A 14,460-nucleotide genomic window follows, 5' to 3' on the forward strand; every position below is an offset into this window, starting at 1 on the left:
GACGGCGGCGTCTTCGTGCAGGGGCCGGACGATGCCTCGCTGTTGCAGGCGGGGCTTCGTTGCGGTGTCGGCCTTCCCTACGAATGCAGTTCGGGCGGCTGCGGCAGTTGCCGCATCCAGGTCGTCTCGGGCGAGAGCGAGAACCTGTGGCCCGACGCTCCGGGTCTTTCCGCGCGCGACAAGCGGAAGGGCTTCGTTCTCGCCTGCCAGACGCGGGCGCTGGGCGATCTCGAGATCCGCGCCAATGTCGGCGCCGCCTATGTCCCCGCCGTGCCGCCGCGGGTGCAGCGGGTCGCCCTGCTCTCGGCCCGCGACCTGACGCGGGACATCCGCGAATTCCGCTTCCGCGGTCCGGTGCCGGCCGAATTCATCCCCGGCCAATATGCCATTCTCAGCACCGCGGACGGGCTTCGGCGCTGCTATTCGATGAGCAACCTGCCGAATGCCGAAGGCATCTTCGAATTCCAGATCAAGCGCGTGCCCGGCGGCCGCGCCAGCAACGCCCTGTTCGACCTCCGGCCCGGCGAGACGGTGGAGATCGACGCCCCCTATGGCCTCGCCCATGTGGTCGAGAAATCCCCGCGCGACGTGGTTTGCATCGCCGGTGGTTCCGGCCTCGCCCCCATGATCTCGATCGCGCGAAAGCTGGGGGCCGACCCCGCCCGCCGGATCGAGTTCTTCTATGGCGGCCGAACCGCGGCCGACATCTGTGGCAGCGAACATCTCTCCACCCTGCCCGGCTGGCAGCACGGCCTGCATTATCACCCCGTCGTCTCGGCCCCGGACGATCCGCTCAGCGCCGGCTGGAACGGCGAGACCGGCTTCGTGCACGACGTGGTGGCACGCCGGCTCGGCGACTCGCTCCGCCAGTCGGAAATCTATTTCGCCGGCCCGCCGCCCATGGCCGAGGCGCTGCAACGCCTGCTGATGCTCGACATGAAGGTCCCCTACGAACAGATCCACTTCGACCGCTTCTTCTGAGGGGACCCATGGCCGACAATCCGGAAATCGGCCGGCGCATCCTTGCCGCCGGCATCGCCACCAATTGCCATGACCTCGGCGAGGGACAGCCGGTGGTGCTGATCCACGGCTCCGGCCCCGGGGTCTCGGCCTATGCCAACTGGCGCCTCACCATGCCGGCGCTGGCGAAAAGGATGCGCGTGGTGGCGCCCGATATCCTGGGCTTTGGCTATACCGAGACGCCGCCGCATACGCGCTTCTCGATGCCGCTCTGGCTCGATCACCTGATCGGCATCATCGATGCGCTCGATCTCGGCCGGGTCCATGTCGTCGGCAATTCCTTCGGCGGTGCCCTCGCCCTGGCGCTGGCCGCCAAGGCGCCGGAACGGGTCGGCAAGCTTGTGCTCATGGGGGCGGCCGGTATCGACTTCCCGATCACCGACGGGCTCGATATGGTTTGGGGCTACGAACCCTCGATCGAGACCATGCGCCGGATGATCGCCCTCTTTTCCTACGACCAGTCTCGGGCGACCGAGGAACTGGCGACGCTGCGCTACAAGGCCAGCATCCGGCCCGGTGTGCAGGAAGCCTTCTCGGCCCTCTTCCCGGCGCCGCGCCAGCGCTGGGTCAGCGCGCTGGCAACGCCGGAGGCCGAAATCGCCGCGATCGACAAGCCGGCGCTGATCGTCCACGGCCGCGAGGACCGGGTGATCCCGCCGAGCAATGCCGAACGCCTGTTCCGCCTGCTGCCCAGGGCCGAACTGCACATGTTCGGCCAATGCGGCCATTGGACCCAGCTCGAACACGCCGACCGTTTCAACAGCCTGGTGGGCGATTTCCTGGCGGGCGCGGCATGACCTGGCACCGCTTCCTCCTGGGCGCTACGCTGGCGGCGGCCATCGCCCTGCCCGCCCTGGTCCGGCCGGCGCAGGCGGGTGCTGGCTGGGTCGACGAATGGCGCGCCCTGGCCGCCAAGACCGGCTACGAAGGCCACAAGAAATTCGCCGAACTGCTGGCCGATCCCGATGCCATCGCCCTGGTCAACGATTGGGACGCCTTCCGCGGCTATTCCGCCCGCTCCCTGGTCGCCGCGGCGAAGCTGCCGCCCGAGCTGAAGCCGGGCCTGGAGATCACCGCGGCCGACGCCGGCAAATATCCCTGGCTCAAGGACTATCTGCCGAAGCCGAGCTACGAACGCCTGGTCTCGACCGACTGGTTCCGCTGGAAGAAGATCCGGATCGTGCCGACCACGCCCTATGTCGGCTCGCGCGCCCGGCTGGAAGCGACCAGGAAGGCCGGCCCCTTCACCATCAGCCCCAAGGGCGAGCTGCTGAACGCCGCCGGCAAATTCGCCATGCTGAGCGACGGCGGCCTGCCCTTCGTCCATCCGAAGGACGGGCTCGAACTCTATTGGGCCTTCCTCGCCCGCGGCGTCGGCAATGACAATGCCTCGCTGAAGCCGATGACGCTGCAAGCCTGTCTGCCCGACAACCGGGTAGAGCGGACCTATGTCATGCATCTCTGGTGGCAGAAGATGCACGGGCGGGTCGACGTGCCCCCGCTCGGCGATATCCGCAGCGAGGACGACACCATCGAGGCGGGCTCGATCGTCTTCCTGGCGCCGCGCGACATCAAGGGCCTGGCCGCCGTGCGAAGGCGCTATGCCTCGGCCGACAAGCCGGACGACTTCATCTCCTATGTGCCGACGATGAAGCGGACCCGCATCCTCGGCGGTACCGATACCCAGGACCCCATGACCCCAGGCATCGAGGCGACCTGGGACGAATGGCGCCAATCCTGGCTGAAGCCCGACCCGCGCAAATTCGAGTTCAAGATCGTGGGCGAGACCTTCATCCTGTCCCAGCCCGAAGTCGGCGAAGCCTACGACCCGGCGCAATATGCGGAAAACCAATGCGAGATCGAGACGATCGACCTCGAACTGCGCCCGGTCTGGATCCTCGACGTCCTCGACAAGACCGGCAATTACACCTACGGCCGGCGCCGGCTCTATATCGACAAGGAGCTGGAATACGCCCAGTACCAGGAAATGTACGACCAGCGCGGCAATCTCTGGCGCGTCTTGGACGACGCCCTGGACTTCCAGCCCAAGACCGGGCTCTGGATGGCGCGGAACTACGTGCTGTGGAACGCGATCGGCCACCGCTTCAACCGCATCACCATGGAGCCCGACTGGTCGATCCTGCAGCAGGACATGCGGCGCTTCATGGATATCGACCGGCTCAGGGATTATTGATCGGTGCTCGATGCCGCCGCCCCCATGAGGGGGCGGTGGTGCGGACGACGGGACTCGAACCCGTACTCCTCGCGGAGGCAGATTTTAAGTCTGCTGCGTCTACCGGTTTCGCCACGTCCGCACGGCCTTCGCCCAGCCTTCTACCATGCCGTGCGGGCGAGTAAACCCCGTCAGTTCAGCACGTTGTAGCCGCGGGCGCGCATGCAGTTGTCGATCACGCGGCGCTTCTCCTGCTCGGCCGAGACGGTGCCGCGGGCAGCCCCCGTGGCGGCGCCGATGCCGGCGCCGGCCGCCAGGCCCTTGCCGAAATCGCCCGAGAAGGAGCCGATGATGCCGCCCGCAATGGCGCCCAGCGCCGCACCGCCGAGCGCGTTCGAGGCGGCTTCGTTGCCGGTCGGCACTTGGTCGGCCAGGTTCTGGCAATAGGCGAGGTCGTGGTCGTAATAGCCCTGCGGCGCCTTCGAGGTATAGGGGTCGATGACCGGGCGGTAGCCGGAGGCGCAGCCCGCGACGGCGAAGGCGGCAGCGAGGGCGACAAACTTCTTCACGTCAAATCTCCCGATTCCGGATCGGATCGTCTCGACAGTATAACGCAGGCGGAATGCACCGGTTGCGACGGACGTCACAAAGTCGTCAGTCCTGGAACTCGCCCGGGTGGATTTCGATGCCGGCCGCGGTCAGGGCGGCGCAGAGGTCGGCATAGGCGGCCTCGAGCACCGCCGGATCGCGCCCGCGCAGCACCAGCGCCGTGCCGAAGGAGCCCCGCCGGAAGAAGGGATAGGAGCCCATGTCGATACCGGCATGGCGCTTTTCGGCGGTTTCCAGCAGGTCGGCGATGCGGCTCTCCCCGACTTCGACCGAGACGGTTTTCGAGAGCACGCTGCGGCCGCCTTCGATGAACTGCCGCGCCCCTTCGAGCTGGGCGCGCATGATCGCCGGGATGCCGGCCAGGACGAAGACATTGCCGACCTTGAAGCCCGGCGCCTTGGAGATCGGATTCTCGATCAGCTCGCCGCCTTCCGGCACGCGCGCCATGCGCCGGCGCACCACGGTGAGCTCGCCCGGCGGGTAATGGGCTTCCAGGATGGCGAGCGCGTCGGAATGTTCGACCAGGGGCACGCCGAAGGCCTTGGCGATCGAATCGGCGGTGATGTCGTCATGGGTCGGCCCGATCCCGCCCGTGGTGAAGACATAGTCGTAGCGGGCGCGCAGCGCATTGACGGCATCGACGATCTCGCCCTCGATATCCGGCACCACGCGCGCCTCGCGCAGTTCGACGCCCCAGGAATTCAACGTCTTGGCCAGGTGGGCCAGATTGGCGTCCTGAGTCCGGCCCGACAGGATCTCGTTGCCGATGATCGCCAGGGCGGCAGTGTAGATGCGTGGGGTCGGGGCATTGTTCGCAGTCGTCATGGTGGCGCACTATAGCCGAATGCGAGACGACTGAAACCCGAGATGCCGAAGCCCAAACGCGGCCCCCGCGCCGCCGACAGCACCAACGACCGCCTGTTCGCCCAGCGGATCGACTGGAACCTGTTCAAGCTCTTCACCGAAGTGATCCGGGCGGGCGGCATCGGCGCCGCCGCGCGCCGCATGAACCGCCAGCAGCCCAGCGTCTCCGCCGCCCTGAAGCGGCTGGAGGACGAGCTGGGTGTCCTGCTCTGCCACCGCTCGGCCAGCGGCGTGGTACCCACCGCCGCCGGCCAGGCCCTGCTCGAAATCTGCGAAAAGATGGCGCTCGCCGCCCGCGACGTGCCCCACGAGGTGGCCAAGGCGGCGGGCGACGTCGAAGGGTCGATCCGGCTCCAGATGATCTCCAACCTGGTGTGCCCGGCCTTCGAGCGTGCCCTCATGGGCTTCAACGGCGCCCATCCCGCGGTCGAGATCAAATTCGACATCGCCCCCCATTCGGCGGTGATCCGTGCCGTCACCAACGGCGAGGCCGAGATCGGCATCGCCGGCGACACGGCGCCCGCCGCCGGCCTCGCCTATTATCCGCTGATGCGCGAGACCCAGCAGCTCTACTGCGGCCCGCGCCATCGCCACTACGGCAAGCCGGCCGGCCATCCCGCCGATTTCACCCTCGAGCGCTTCATCCTGACCGGCGAGGACGAGACGGAACAGCTCCGCCAATTCCGCCGCCGCTTCGGCCTGGGCAACCGGGTCGGCGGTTTCGCCGAGAACCTGCACGAGGTGCGCCGGCTGATCGAACTCGGCCTCGGCATCGGCTTCCTGCCCACGGTGGTGGCGGAAAGTCCCGGCGCCAACCTCTGGCCGCTGCTGCCGGCCGAAATCCTGCCGTCCTATCACGTCTATGTGATCACCCGGGCCGATGGCGGCCACAGCACCCCGACCGCCCTGCTGCTGACCGCCATTCTGGTCGAACTGGAGAAGGCCGAGTCATAGATTCTATCTATGACCTCCATTGACAATTACCGCCTACCGCACCGCACAATAGGCCGCCATGCTTGACCGATCATCGGCTCATGGAGGCTCGCTTGCTCTCGGTCGCAACGCTTCGCGGACTCTGGCAACGTTCCCTGATCGCCTGGCCCGACGGCCGGCGGGACGAGACGACCGCGGTCTGGTGGCTTCAGGGGCCGGGCCTCTACATCGACCTGCGCCAGCCGGCCGGGCGGCCCGATTTCGCCGCCGTACATTGCCTCGACGATCTCGACCGCGAGCAGGCGCGCTGGCTCGCCGGGCAGGAAGGTTTCGCCGGGGAACTGACCTTCGACGGCCGCCATTTCACCTGGGCTCGCGACCTCGACGTGCAGCCCGTCTCGCCCTATTCCGATGCCGGCTCGCTCCGCTTCGAGAACGACGTGCTGGTCGAGGAAGGCCGCGACGTCGCCTATGTCGAGCATTGGCATCGCGGGCCGGAAGCGGTGCAGCCCTGTTCCGCCGCCCGCCTCGCCTGTGCCGAGGACGGCCGCGCCGGCTTCGTCGTCCGCTGCGGCGAGCGCTTCATGTATGCCCGTGCCCGGACCGCAGCCCTGCCGGCGGGGGGCGACCTCGCCGCCCTGGTCGCCGCGGCGCCGACCGCCGCCGACGCCCGCGACCTGATCGACTGCGAAATCTCGATCGGCCGCATCGGTCCCGCCGGCTGGACCATCGAACATTCGAGCCTGCCCTACCGCGAGGGTGCCGGCCTCGGCCCGGTCACCGGCGGCTGCGGCGCCCAGTTGCTCACCCGCGACATCGCCCGCAACGGCCGGGAGATCACCCGCGCCTGGCGGATCGAGGCGCTGCAGGGCGCGCTGACCGATCTCGTCGATTTCTCCTGCCTGCGCCGCACGGCCCCCTGACGGAACGACGCGATGGCGATCCCCGGCAATTTCACCGCTCTCCCCGTGGTCGACATCGCTCCCCTGTTCGGCACCGACCCGGACGCCCGCCGGGCGGTGGTCGAGCGCCTGGGCGAGACGGCGCGCGAGATCGGCTTCCTCTATGTCGTCGGCCACGGCATGGCGCCCGGGCTCTTCGACGGCCTGCTCGACGCCGCGAAGTGCTTCTTCGCCCAGGACACCGGCGAGAAGATGAAGGTCTATATCGGCAACTCCCGCAATCACCGGGGTTACGTGCCGGTCGGCGAGGAAGTGATCTACGGCGGCACGCCGGACCAGAAGGAAGCCTACGACCTGTCGCAGGACCTGCCGGCCGACGATCCCGACTATCTGGCCGGCAATCCCATGCTGGGGCCGAACCAGTGGCCGAGCCTGCCCGGCTTCCGCGCGGCGGTGGGGGCCTATTACGACGGCGTGATGGCGGTCGGCCGCGCCCTGCTGCGCGCCTTCGCCGAGGCGCTGGGCCAGGACCCCACCCTGTTCGACAGCTATGTGACCAAGCCGCCGAGCCAGTTGCGCCTGGTCCATTATCCCTATGATCCCGCGGCACCGGGCGATGCCCTGGGCATCAGCCCGCACACCGACATGGAATGTTTCACCCTGCTGTGCGTCACCGCCCCCGGCCTCGAGGTGATGAACGGGGCGGGCGAGTGGATCGACGTGCCGCCGGTCGAAAACGCCTTCGTCGTCAATATCGGCGACATGCTGGAGACCTGGACCAACGGCCGCTTCGTCGCCACCTCGCACCGCGTGCGCAAGGTCAAGGAGGAACGCTATTCGTTCCCCCTGTTCTTCAGCGTCGACTATCACACCGAAGTGGCCCCCCTGCCCTGCTTCACCGCGGGCGCGGCGCCGGCGCGCAAGCCCGTGATCGCGGGCGACCACCTGTTCTCGGTCACCGCCCAGGGCTTCACCTATCTGCGCAAGCGCCTCGAAGACGGCAGCCTGGTGCTGCCGGGCGAGGTCAGCGACACCCATTCCTTCGGCCAGCACGCCCGCCACGCGGATGGTGCCAGGCCATGAGCGCGTACACCCCCGATCCCCGCGTATAACGAGGAGAGTAGCCGATGACTCGACGCCTTGGCCGAATTGCCGCCGTCCTTCTGTGTTGCCTGACCCTGGTGCCCGGCATGGCGGCAGCGGAGACGAAGAAGCACTTCCGTATCGCCTGGTCCATCTATGCCGGCTTCATGCCCTGGGCCTATGCCGAGCAGGCCGGCATCATCAAGAAATGGGCCGACAAATACGGCATCGAGCTCGAGCTCGTTCAGGTCAACGACTACATCGAGTCCGTGAACCAATATACCGCCGGCCAGTTCGACGGCGTGATGGTCGCCACCATGGACGCCCTGACCATTCCGGCCGCGGGCGGCGTCGACACCACCGTGGTGCAGATCGGCGACTATTCGAACGGCAACGACGGCATCGTGATCAAGGGCAAGGGCAAGACCGTCGCCGACCTGAAGGGCATGACCATCCATGTCGTGCAGTTCTCGGTCTCGCACTATCTGCTCGCCCGGGCGCTCGACTCCGTCGGCCTGAAGGAATCCGACGTCAAGACCGTGAACATCTCGGATGCCGACTTCCTGGCCGCCTTCAAGACCGACGACGTCAAGGCCCTGGTCGCCTGGAAGCCCGCGCTGAGCGACATCGAAGCGACCCCGGACACTTCGACCGTGTTCGACAGCGCGAAGATCCCGAACGAGATCATGGACGGCACCATCGTCCACACCGAAACGCTGAAGGACAATCCGGCCCTCGGCAAGGCGCTGACCGGCGCCTGGTACGAAGTCCTCGCCCTGATGCAGAAGAAGGACGCGGAATCGGCCAAGGCGATGGAATTCATGGCCAAGGCTTCGGGCACCGACGTGCCGGGCTACGAGACCCAGCTCGCCACCACCCACCTGTTCCTGACGCCCAAGGACGTGACTGAATTCTATCGCAGCAAGGCGATGGCCGATGCCGTGGACCTGGTCCGCAAGTTCAGCTTCGACCACAACCTGCTCGGCGAAGGCGCCAAGAGCGTCGACGTGATCGGCATCCAGCTTCCCGGCGGCAAGGTCCTGGGCGATCCGGCCAATGTGAAGCTCCGCTATGACGACACCTATGCCGCCATGGCGGCCGAGGGCAAGCTGTAACCCGATCGGTACTGGAGAGCCTGACCATGCCTGCGCCGCGTTCCTTCCGTTCCCTGCCCATCGTCGACATCGCCGCCCTCCGGGGCGACGATCCCGCGGCCAAGGCACGGGTCGCGGCGGAACTCGGCGTCGCGGGCCGCGAGGTGGGCTTCCTCTATGTCGCCGGCCACGGCATGGCCCCCGAACTCTTCGACGGGCTGCTCGATGCGGCCAAGCGCTTCTTCGCGCAGCCTGTCCCTGAGAAGATGAAGGTCTATATCGGCCAGTCGACCAACCACCGGGGCTATGTCCCGGTGGGCGAGGAAATCCTCTACGGCGGCTCCAAGGATCTCAAGGAAGCCTATGACCTCTCCGGCGACCTGCCGGCCGACGATCCCGACTATCTGGCCGGCAATCCCATGCTGGGGCCGAACCAATGGCCGGAACTCGCCGGCTTCAAGGATCAGGTCGGCGCCTATTACCGGGCCGTGCTGCAGGTCGGCCGGGACCTGCTGCGCGGCTTCGCCCTGGCCCTGGGCCAGGAACCCGCACTGTTCGACGGCTATGTCACCAAGCCGCCGAGCCAGCTCCGCATGATCCATTACCCCTATAACCCGGAGGCGAAGGACGTCATCGGCATGGGTGCCCATACCGATTACGAATGCTTCACCCTTCTGCATGCCACCGGTCCCGGCCTCGAAGTGCTGAACGGGGCGGGCGAATGGATCGACGTGCCGCCGGTGCCCGGTGCCTTCATCGTCAATATCGGCGACATGCTGGAAACCTGGACCAACGGCCAGTTCGTCGCCACCTCGCACCGCGTGCGCAAGGTCAAGGAGGAACGCTATTCGTTCCCCCTGTTCTTCAACGTGGACTATTACACCCGCGTCGCCCCCCTGCCCTGTTTCACGACCGAGGGGGCAACGCCGCGCCCGGCCCTGATCGCGGGCGAGCATCTCTTCGCCCAGACGGCGCAGAGCTTCAATTACCTGAAGAAGAAGCTCGACGACGGCACGCTGAAACTGCCCGAATCCGCCCTCGGCCTGTCCTCCTTCGGCCAGGAAGCGTTGCAGAAGGCCGGCTGAGAGAACCGGAATATCGATCAAACCGGGCCTGACGGCTACCTTCAGTTCCCCTTGGCCTGAAGGTCCCGCCACTTCTTCACGTTGCGATTGTGATCGTCCAGCGTCGCCGCAAAGGCGTGGCCGCCGGTGCCGTCGGCGACGAAATAGAGGTCGTTGGTCCTCAGGGGATTGACCGCGGCGCGGAGCGAATCCCGCCCAGGGCTGGCGATCGGACCGGGCGGCAGGCCGGCGATGACATAGGTGTTGTAGTCGCTCGCCTGATCGAGGTCGCCGCGGGTGAGCGCGCGGCCGAGCGGTCCGGAGCCCTTGGTCATGCCGTAGATCACGGTCGGATCGGACTGGAGGCGCATGCCCTTGTTCAGCCGGTTGACGAAGACCCCGGCGATATGGCGCCGTTCGCCGTCCCGCGCCGTCTCCTTCTCGATGATGGAAGCGAGCACCAGGGCCTTTTCCGGCGTATCGAATGGCAGATCGGCGCTCCGCGCGGCCCAGGCGGCGGCCAGTTCGGCTTCCATCGCCTGGCGCATGCGGTCGATCAGGGCGGAACGGTTCTCCCCCCGGGTGAAATTATAGGTCTCGGGCAGCAGGCTACCCTCCGGCGGCGCCGGCGGCAGGCTGCCGGACAGGGCCGCCGTATCCGCGACCAACTTCATGATTTCGGGCACCGCCAGACCCTCCGGCACGGTCAGGCGGTGCACCACCACCTTGCCGTCGCGCAGCAGGCGGACGATGGCGAGCGCGCTGGCGCCCGGCGGGATTTCATATTCACCGGCCTGGAGCGGGCGCTTGTCGCCCGGTGCCAAGGCGGCGGCGATGAGCCAGTAGCGCCAGCGAAGCGCGCCCGCCTGCTCGAAGGCGGCACCGATCGCTTCCGTGCCCGTACCCTTCTCGATGACCACGGTCACGGGTTCGGCATTGGGGCCGGCCCGCTGAATTTCGTAATAGGCGTAGAGAATGGCACCGCCCGCCAGGACGACGAGCGAAAAGAGGCCGAGGAGGAGCGCGCGCAGCATGTGACTGCCCGCGCCCCTGTTCTCAGTTGGCCTTGGTCAAGACCAGCGACGCATTGGTGCCGCCGAACCCGAAGGAATTCGACAGCACGGCCCGGATTTCCCGCTTCTTCGGCGTATGGGGCACCAGGTCGATGCCGCTGACGCTGTCGGACGGATTGTCCAGGTTGAGGGTCGCCGGGGCGATCTGATCGCGCAGCGCGAGCAGGCAGAAGATCGCCTCGACCGATCCGGCCGCCCCCAGCAGGTGGCCGATCGACGACTTGGTCGACGACATCGAGACATTGCCCGCAGCATTGCCGAACAGGCGCTTCACGGCGCCGAATTCGATCTCGTCCCCGGCCGGGGTCGAGGTGCCATGGGCATTGACGTAGTCGATGTCGGAAGGCTGCAGACCGGCACGCTTCAACGCCGCCTGCATGGCCCGGAAACCGCCGTCGCCGTCTTCCGCCGGCGTGGTGATGTGATAGGCGTCGCCCGACAAGCCGTAACCCGTCACTTCGCCGTAGATCTTGGCGCCGCGGGCCTTGGCGTGCTCGTATTCCTCGAGCACGACGATGCCCGAGCCTTCGCCCATGACGAAGCCGTCGCGGTCCTTGTCCCAGGGACGCGACGCCTTTTCCGGCGTCTCGTTGAAGGCGGTCGAAAGGGCGCGCGCGGCGTTGAAGCCGGCGATGCCGAGCCTCGACAGCGCCGCCTCGGTGCCACCGGCGACCATCACGTCGGCATCGTCGAGCGCGATCAGGCGCGAGGCGTCGCCGATGGCATGGGCGCCGGTCGAACAGGCGGTGACCACCGAATGGTTCGGCCCCTTGAAGCCGTAGCGGATCGAGACATGGCCGGAAGCCAGGTTGATCAGCCGGCCCGGGATGAAGAACGGACTGATCCGGCGCGGTCCCCGCTCGTGCAGCAGCACGGCCGCATCGGCGATGCCGGGCAGGCCGCCGATGCCGGAGCCGATCATGACGCCGGTACGCAGCTTCTCCTCGGTCGACGGGTCTTCCCAGCCGGCGTCACGCACCGCCTGGACCGCCGCCGCGACCGCGAAAATGATGAAATCGTCGACCTTGCGTTGTTCCTTCGGCTCCATCCAATCGTCGGGATTGAAGGTACCGTCCTTGCCGTCGCCTCGCGGCACATTGGCCGAGATCTTGGTCGGCAGGTCGGAAGTTTCGAAGGCCGTGATGGTCCGGATGCCCGACTGGCCGGCGAGGAGACGTGCCCATGTCTCCTCGACCCCGCTGGCCAGCGGGGTAACCAGGCCGAGACCGGTGACGACGACGCGCCTCATGGGAGGTGTGCGTGAACCGTCGCCCTTATCAGGCGACGTTCTCCTTGATGAAGTCGATGGCGTCCTTGACCGTCAGGATCTTTTCGGCCGCCGAGTCCGGGATTTCCACGCCGAACTCTTCCTCGAACGCCATCACCAGCTCGACCTGGTCGAGCGAGTCGGCGCCCAGATCGTCGATGAAGCTGGCGGTCTCGACGACCTTTTCCTCGTCCACACCCAGGTGTTCGACGACGATCTTCTTAACCCGCTCGCCAATGTCGCTCATTCGATTTTCCCCTGCTCTAAACGCGGCGCCTCGACGCCAGTCTGTTGATGCCCCGAAGCAGCTGGCTTCCCGCTGTCACCCAGGTCCCATACGGCGGACGACCTAGGTACGACCGCTGCGGGCTTTCGGCTACCGACGGCTGGCTTCCTAACATAATCGCACGACCATTGCCAGCGCCGCCAGGAGGCGGAAAACTGCGGCTTTTGCGATCAAATCATCGCCATGCCGCCGTTCACATGGATGGTCTGGCCCGTGATGTAGCCGGCTTCGGCCGATGCCAGGAAGGCGACCGCGGCCGCCACGTCCTCGGACGCGCCGAATCGCCCCGCCGGGATCTTGGCCAGCGTAGCTTCCTTGATCTTGTCGTTCAGCACGTCGGTCATCGCCGTTGCGATGAAACCGGGTGCGACACAATTGACCGTCACGTTGCGGGAGGCGATTTCCTGCGCCAGCGACTTCGACATGGCGACCAGACCCGCCTTGGAGGCGGCATAATTCGCCTGGCCCGCGTTGCCCATGGTGCCGACGACCGACGTAATGGTGACGATCCGGCCATAGCGCCGCCGCATCATGCCCTTGGAGACGGCGCGGGTGAGCTTGAAGGTGCCGGTCAGGTTGACCGCGATCACCTCGTCCCACATCTCGTCCGAGAGGCGCATCATCAGCATGTCGCGGGTGAGGCCGGCATTGTTCACCAGGATGTCGATCCTGCCGAGCGCCGCCTCGGCCTGTTCGGCCAGAGCCTCGATCGCGGCGCCGTCGGAGAGTTCGCCGGGCAGCACATGGACCCGCTCGCCGCCCAGTTCGGCCGCCAGCGATTCGAGAGCGGCCACCTTGCGGCCCGACAGGCCGACGGTGGCGCCATTGACGTGCAGCGCCTTGGCGATGGCAGCGCCGATGCCACCCGATGCGCCGGTGACCAGCGCGGCCTTGCCCGAAAGATCGAACATGCTGCTTTTCCTCAGAGAGTCTTCAGGAAGGCTTCGACGTCGGCCGGCGTGTTCACCGCGGCCGAGGCCAATTCCTTGTCGATCCGCTTGACCAAGCCCGACAATACCTTGCCCGCCCCCACTTCGACCAGCAGGCCGATGCCCTCGGCCTTCAGGCACAGCACGGATTCGCGCCAGCGAACGACTCCGGTCACCTGGGCGACCAGGAGCTCGCGGATCTCGCCTGGATCGGTCACCGGCGACGCCGTGACATTGGCGATCACCGGGACGGAGGGCGCCTTGATCTCGATCTTGGCCAGCGCCTCCGCCATGGCGTCGGCCGCCGGCTGCATCAGGGGACAATGGAAGGGGGCGGACACGGGCAGCGGCATGGCCCGCTTGGCGCCCTTTTCGAGCGCCAGGACCGAGGCCCGCTCGACCGCCGCCTTGTGGCCGGAAATCACCACCTGGCCGCCGCCGTTGTCATTCGCAGCAGTGACCACTTCGCCGCCGCTCGACGCCTCTTTGGCCGCTTGTTCCGCCACCTCGAGCTCGATCCCGAGCAGCGCCGCCATGGCGCCGACGCCGACCGGCACCGCCTTCTGCATGGCCTGGCCGCGAATCCTGAGCGCCCGCGCCGCATCGCCGAGCGAGATGGCGCCGGCCGCCGCCAGGGCCGAATATTCGCCCAGAGAATGGCCGGCGACGAATTCGCCCATCTCGGCCAGTTTCCTGCCGCCCTCGGCCTCGATCGCGCGCATGGCGGCGACGCTGACCGCCATCAGGGCCGGCTGGGTGTTGCTGGTCAGGGTCAGGTCGTCCGCCGGACCGCCGAAGATCAGCGCCGATAGCTTCTCGCCCAGCGCCTCGTCGACTTCCTCGAAGACGTGGCGCGCCGCCGGGAAGGCGTCATAGAGTTCGCGGCCCATGCCGACGGCTTGCGATCCCTGACCGGGAAAGGTGAAGGCACGACGCATGGCAGTAGGCCCCGATCGTTTTCGTCAGATCCAAGTGGCGGCTGTTTGCCCTTGTCCTGGAGGCCTGTCAAGCGGCCTCGCCCCCACGCCGGCCGCGCCGCTTGCCCCGGGGGCCGATTTGTGTATAGTGCCGCGCTTCCAACGCTCCTTGCCGGCATGGTGCCGGCTAGGCCCGATCTGTCGACGGGATCCCCCCGTGACTCCGGGCCGCGAAAAGCCAGAAGG

General features: G+C 67.1%; 15 protein-coding genes and 1 tRNA gene. 8 read left to right on the plus strand and 8 right to left on the minus strand.

What is annotated here, in order from left to right; genetic code table 11:
* The 3 genes from WC493_RS12825 to WC493_RS12835 all read left to right on the plus strand — a co-directional run.
* On the plus strand, nucleotides 1-981 hold a 981-nt coding region (locus tag WC493_RS12825; RefSeq protein ID WP_373065919.1), incomplete at its 5' end, for a 2Fe-2S iron-sulfur cluster-binding protein.
* Nucleotides 982-989: 8 nt separating this feature from the next.
* Nucleotides 990-1,817 carry an alpha/beta fold hydrolase gene (locus WC493_RS12830; RefSeq protein WP_373065920.1) on the plus strand — a complete coding sequence of 276 codons (828 nt, stop codon included), beginning with the start codon at nucleotides 990-992 and terminating at the stop codon, nucleotides 1,815-1,817.
* Nucleotides 1,814-3,214, plus strand: coding sequence for an outer membrane lipoprotein-sorting protein (locus WC493_RS12835; protein WP_373065921.1), 1,401 nt, complete (start codon nucleotides 1,814-1,816; stop codon nucleotides 3,212-3,214). The genes WC493_RS12830 and WC493_RS12835 overlap by 4 nt, the downstream gene beginning before the upstream one ends.
* 36 nt (nucleotides 3,215-3,250) lie before the next feature.
* On the opposite strand, the gene WC493_RS12840 is transcribed toward WC493_RS12835, so the two are convergent.
* From WC493_RS12840 to WC493_RS12850, 3 genes are all read right to left on the minus strand, one after another.
* A tRNA-Leu gene (locus tag WC493_RS12840) sits at nucleotides 3,251-3,335 on the minus strand.
* 49 nt (nucleotides 3,336-3,384) lie between these two features.
* Nucleotides 3,385-3,762: a hypothetical protein gene (locus tag WC493_RS12845; RefSeq protein WP_373065922.1), complete on the minus strand. Its 378-nt coding sequence runs from the start codon at nucleotides 3,760-3,762 to the stop codon at nucleotides 3,385-3,387.
* A gap of 85 nt (nucleotides 3,763-3,847) precedes the next feature.
* Nucleotides 3,848-4,627: a competence/damage-inducible protein A gene (locus WC493_RS12850; protein ID WP_373065923.1), complete on the minus strand. Its 780-nt coding sequence runs from the start codon at nucleotides 4,625-4,627 to the stop codon at nucleotides 3,848-3,850.
* Nucleotides 4,628-4,669: 42 nt separating this feature from the next.
* Here WC493_RS12850 and WC493_RS12855 point away from each other — a divergent pair, with 42 nt between their 5' ends.
* From WC493_RS12855 to WC493_RS12875, 5 genes are all read left to right on the plus strand, one after another.
* Complete coding sequence (locus WC493_RS12855; protein WP_373065924.1) at nucleotides 4,670-5,620, plus strand: LysR family transcriptional regulator; 951 nt, start codon at nucleotides 4,670-4,672, stop codon at nucleotides 5,618-5,620.
* A 92-nt stretch (nucleotides 5,621-5,712) separates the two neighbouring features.
* The gene (locus tag WC493_RS12860) at nucleotides 5,713-6,522 is read left to right on the plus strand and encodes a hypothetical protein (RefSeq protein ID WP_373065925.1); all 810 of its coding nucleotides are present in this window, start codon (nucleotides 5,713-5,715) and stop codon (nucleotides 6,520-6,522) included.
* Between the two features lie 12 nt (nucleotides 6,523-6,534).
* Entirely contained in the window at nucleotides 6,535-7,584 is a 1,050-nt protein-coding gene (locus WC493_RS12865) for an isopenicillin N synthase family dioxygenase (protein ID WP_373065926.1), read from the plus strand.
* A gap of 44 nt (nucleotides 7,585-7,628) precedes the next feature.
* A complete protein-coding gene (locus WC493_RS12870) occupies nucleotides 7,629-8,699 on the plus strand; it encodes a putative urea ABC transporter substrate-binding protein (protein WP_373065927.1) in 1,071 nt (356 codons plus the stop codon).
* Nucleotides 8,700-8,725: 26 nt separating this feature from the next.
* Nucleotides 8,726-9,763, plus strand: a complete 1,038-nt coding sequence (locus tag WC493_RS12875; RefSeq protein WP_373065928.1) for an isopenicillin N synthase family dioxygenase — start codon at nucleotides 8,726-8,728, stop codon at nucleotides 9,761-9,763.
* Nucleotides 9,764-9,804: 41 nt separating this feature from the next.
* Here the strand turns inward: WC493_RS12875 and mltG are convergent, their stop codons facing one another.
* From mltG to fabD, 5 genes are all read right to left on the minus strand, one after another.
* Nucleotides 9,805-10,776: an endolytic transglycosylase MltG gene (gene mltG, locus WC493_RS12880; RefSeq protein WP_373065929.1), complete on the minus strand. Its 972-nt coding sequence runs from the start codon at nucleotides 10,774-10,776 to the stop codon at nucleotides 9,805-9,807.
* A 22-nt stretch (nucleotides 10,777-10,798) separates the two neighbouring features.
* Complete coding sequence (gene fabF / locus WC493_RS12885) at nucleotides 10,799-12,064, minus strand: beta-ketoacyl-ACP synthase II (RefSeq protein WP_373065930.1); 1,266 nt, start codon at nucleotides 12,062-12,064, stop codon at nucleotides 10,799-10,801.
* Between the two features lie 28 nt (nucleotides 12,065-12,092).
* Entirely contained in the window at nucleotides 12,093-12,329 is a 237-nt protein-coding gene (locus tag WC493_RS12890) for an acyl carrier protein (protein WP_373065931.1), read from the minus strand.
* Between the two features lie 209 nt (nucleotides 12,330-12,538).
* Entirely contained in the window at nucleotides 12,539-13,279 is a 741-nt protein-coding gene (fabG, locus tag WC493_RS12895) for a 3-oxoacyl-[acyl-carrier-protein] reductase (protein ID WP_373065932.1), read from the minus strand.
* Between the two features lie 11 nt (nucleotides 13,280-13,290).
* The gene (fabD, locus tag WC493_RS12900; protein ID WP_373065933.1) at nucleotides 13,291-14,235 is read right to left on the minus strand and encodes an ACP S-malonyltransferase; all 945 of its coding nucleotides are present in this window, start codon (nucleotides 14,233-14,235) and stop codon (nucleotides 13,291-13,293) included.
* Nucleotides 14,236-14,460: the final 225 nt, after the last annotated feature.

This window comes from Zavarzinia sp., assembly GCF_041650655.1.
Lineage (GTDB): Bacteria > Pseudomonadota > Alphaproteobacteria > Zavarziniales > Zavarziniaceae > Zavarzinia.

Coding starts and splice junctions, on each gene's coding strand:
- WC493_RS12830 (WP_373065920.1), top strand. CDS start 990: ATGGCCGACAATCCGGAAATCGGCCGGCGCATCCTTGCCGCCGGCATC.
- WC493_RS12835 (WP_373065921.1), top strand. CDS start 1,814: ATGACCTGGCACCGCTTCCTCCTGGGCGCTACGCTGGCGGCGGCCATC.
- WC493_RS12850 (WP_373065923.1), bottom strand. CDS start 4,627: ATGACGACTGCGAACAATGCCCCGACCCCACGCATCTACACTGCCGCC.
- WC493_RS12855 (WP_373065924.1), top strand. CDS start 4,670: ATGCCGAAGCCCAAACGCGGCCCCCGCGCCGCCGACAGCACCAACGAC.
- WC493_RS12865 (WP_373065926.1), top strand. CDS start 6,535: ATGGCGATCCCCGGCAATTTCACCGCTCTCCCCGTGGTCGACATCGCT.
- WC493_RS12870 (WP_373065927.1), top strand. CDS start 7,629: ATGACTCGACGCCTTGGCCGAATTGCCGCCGTCCTTCTGTGTTGCCTG.
- WC493_RS12875 (WP_373065928.1), top strand. CDS start 8,726: ATGCCTGCGCCGCGTTCCTTCCGTTCCCTGCCCATCGTCGACATCGCC.
- mltG (WP_373065929.1), bottom strand. CDS start 10,776: ATGCTGCGCGCGCTCCTCCTCGGCCTCTTTTCGCTCGTCGTCCTGGCG.
- fabF (WP_373065930.1), bottom strand. CDS start 12,064: ATGAGGCGCGTCGTCGTCACCGGTCTCGGCCTGGTTACCCCGCTGGCC.
- WC493_RS12890 (WP_373065931.1), bottom strand. CDS start 12,329: ATGAGCGACATTGGCGAGCGGGTTAAGAAGATCGTCGTCGAACACCTG.
- fabG (WP_373065932.1), bottom strand. CDS start 13,279: ATGTTCGATCTTTCGGGCAAGGCCGCGCTGGTCACCGGCGCATCGGGT.
- fabD (WP_373065933.1), bottom strand. CDS start 14,235: ATGCGTCGTGCCTTCACCTTTCCCGGTCAGGGATCGCAAGCCGTCGGC.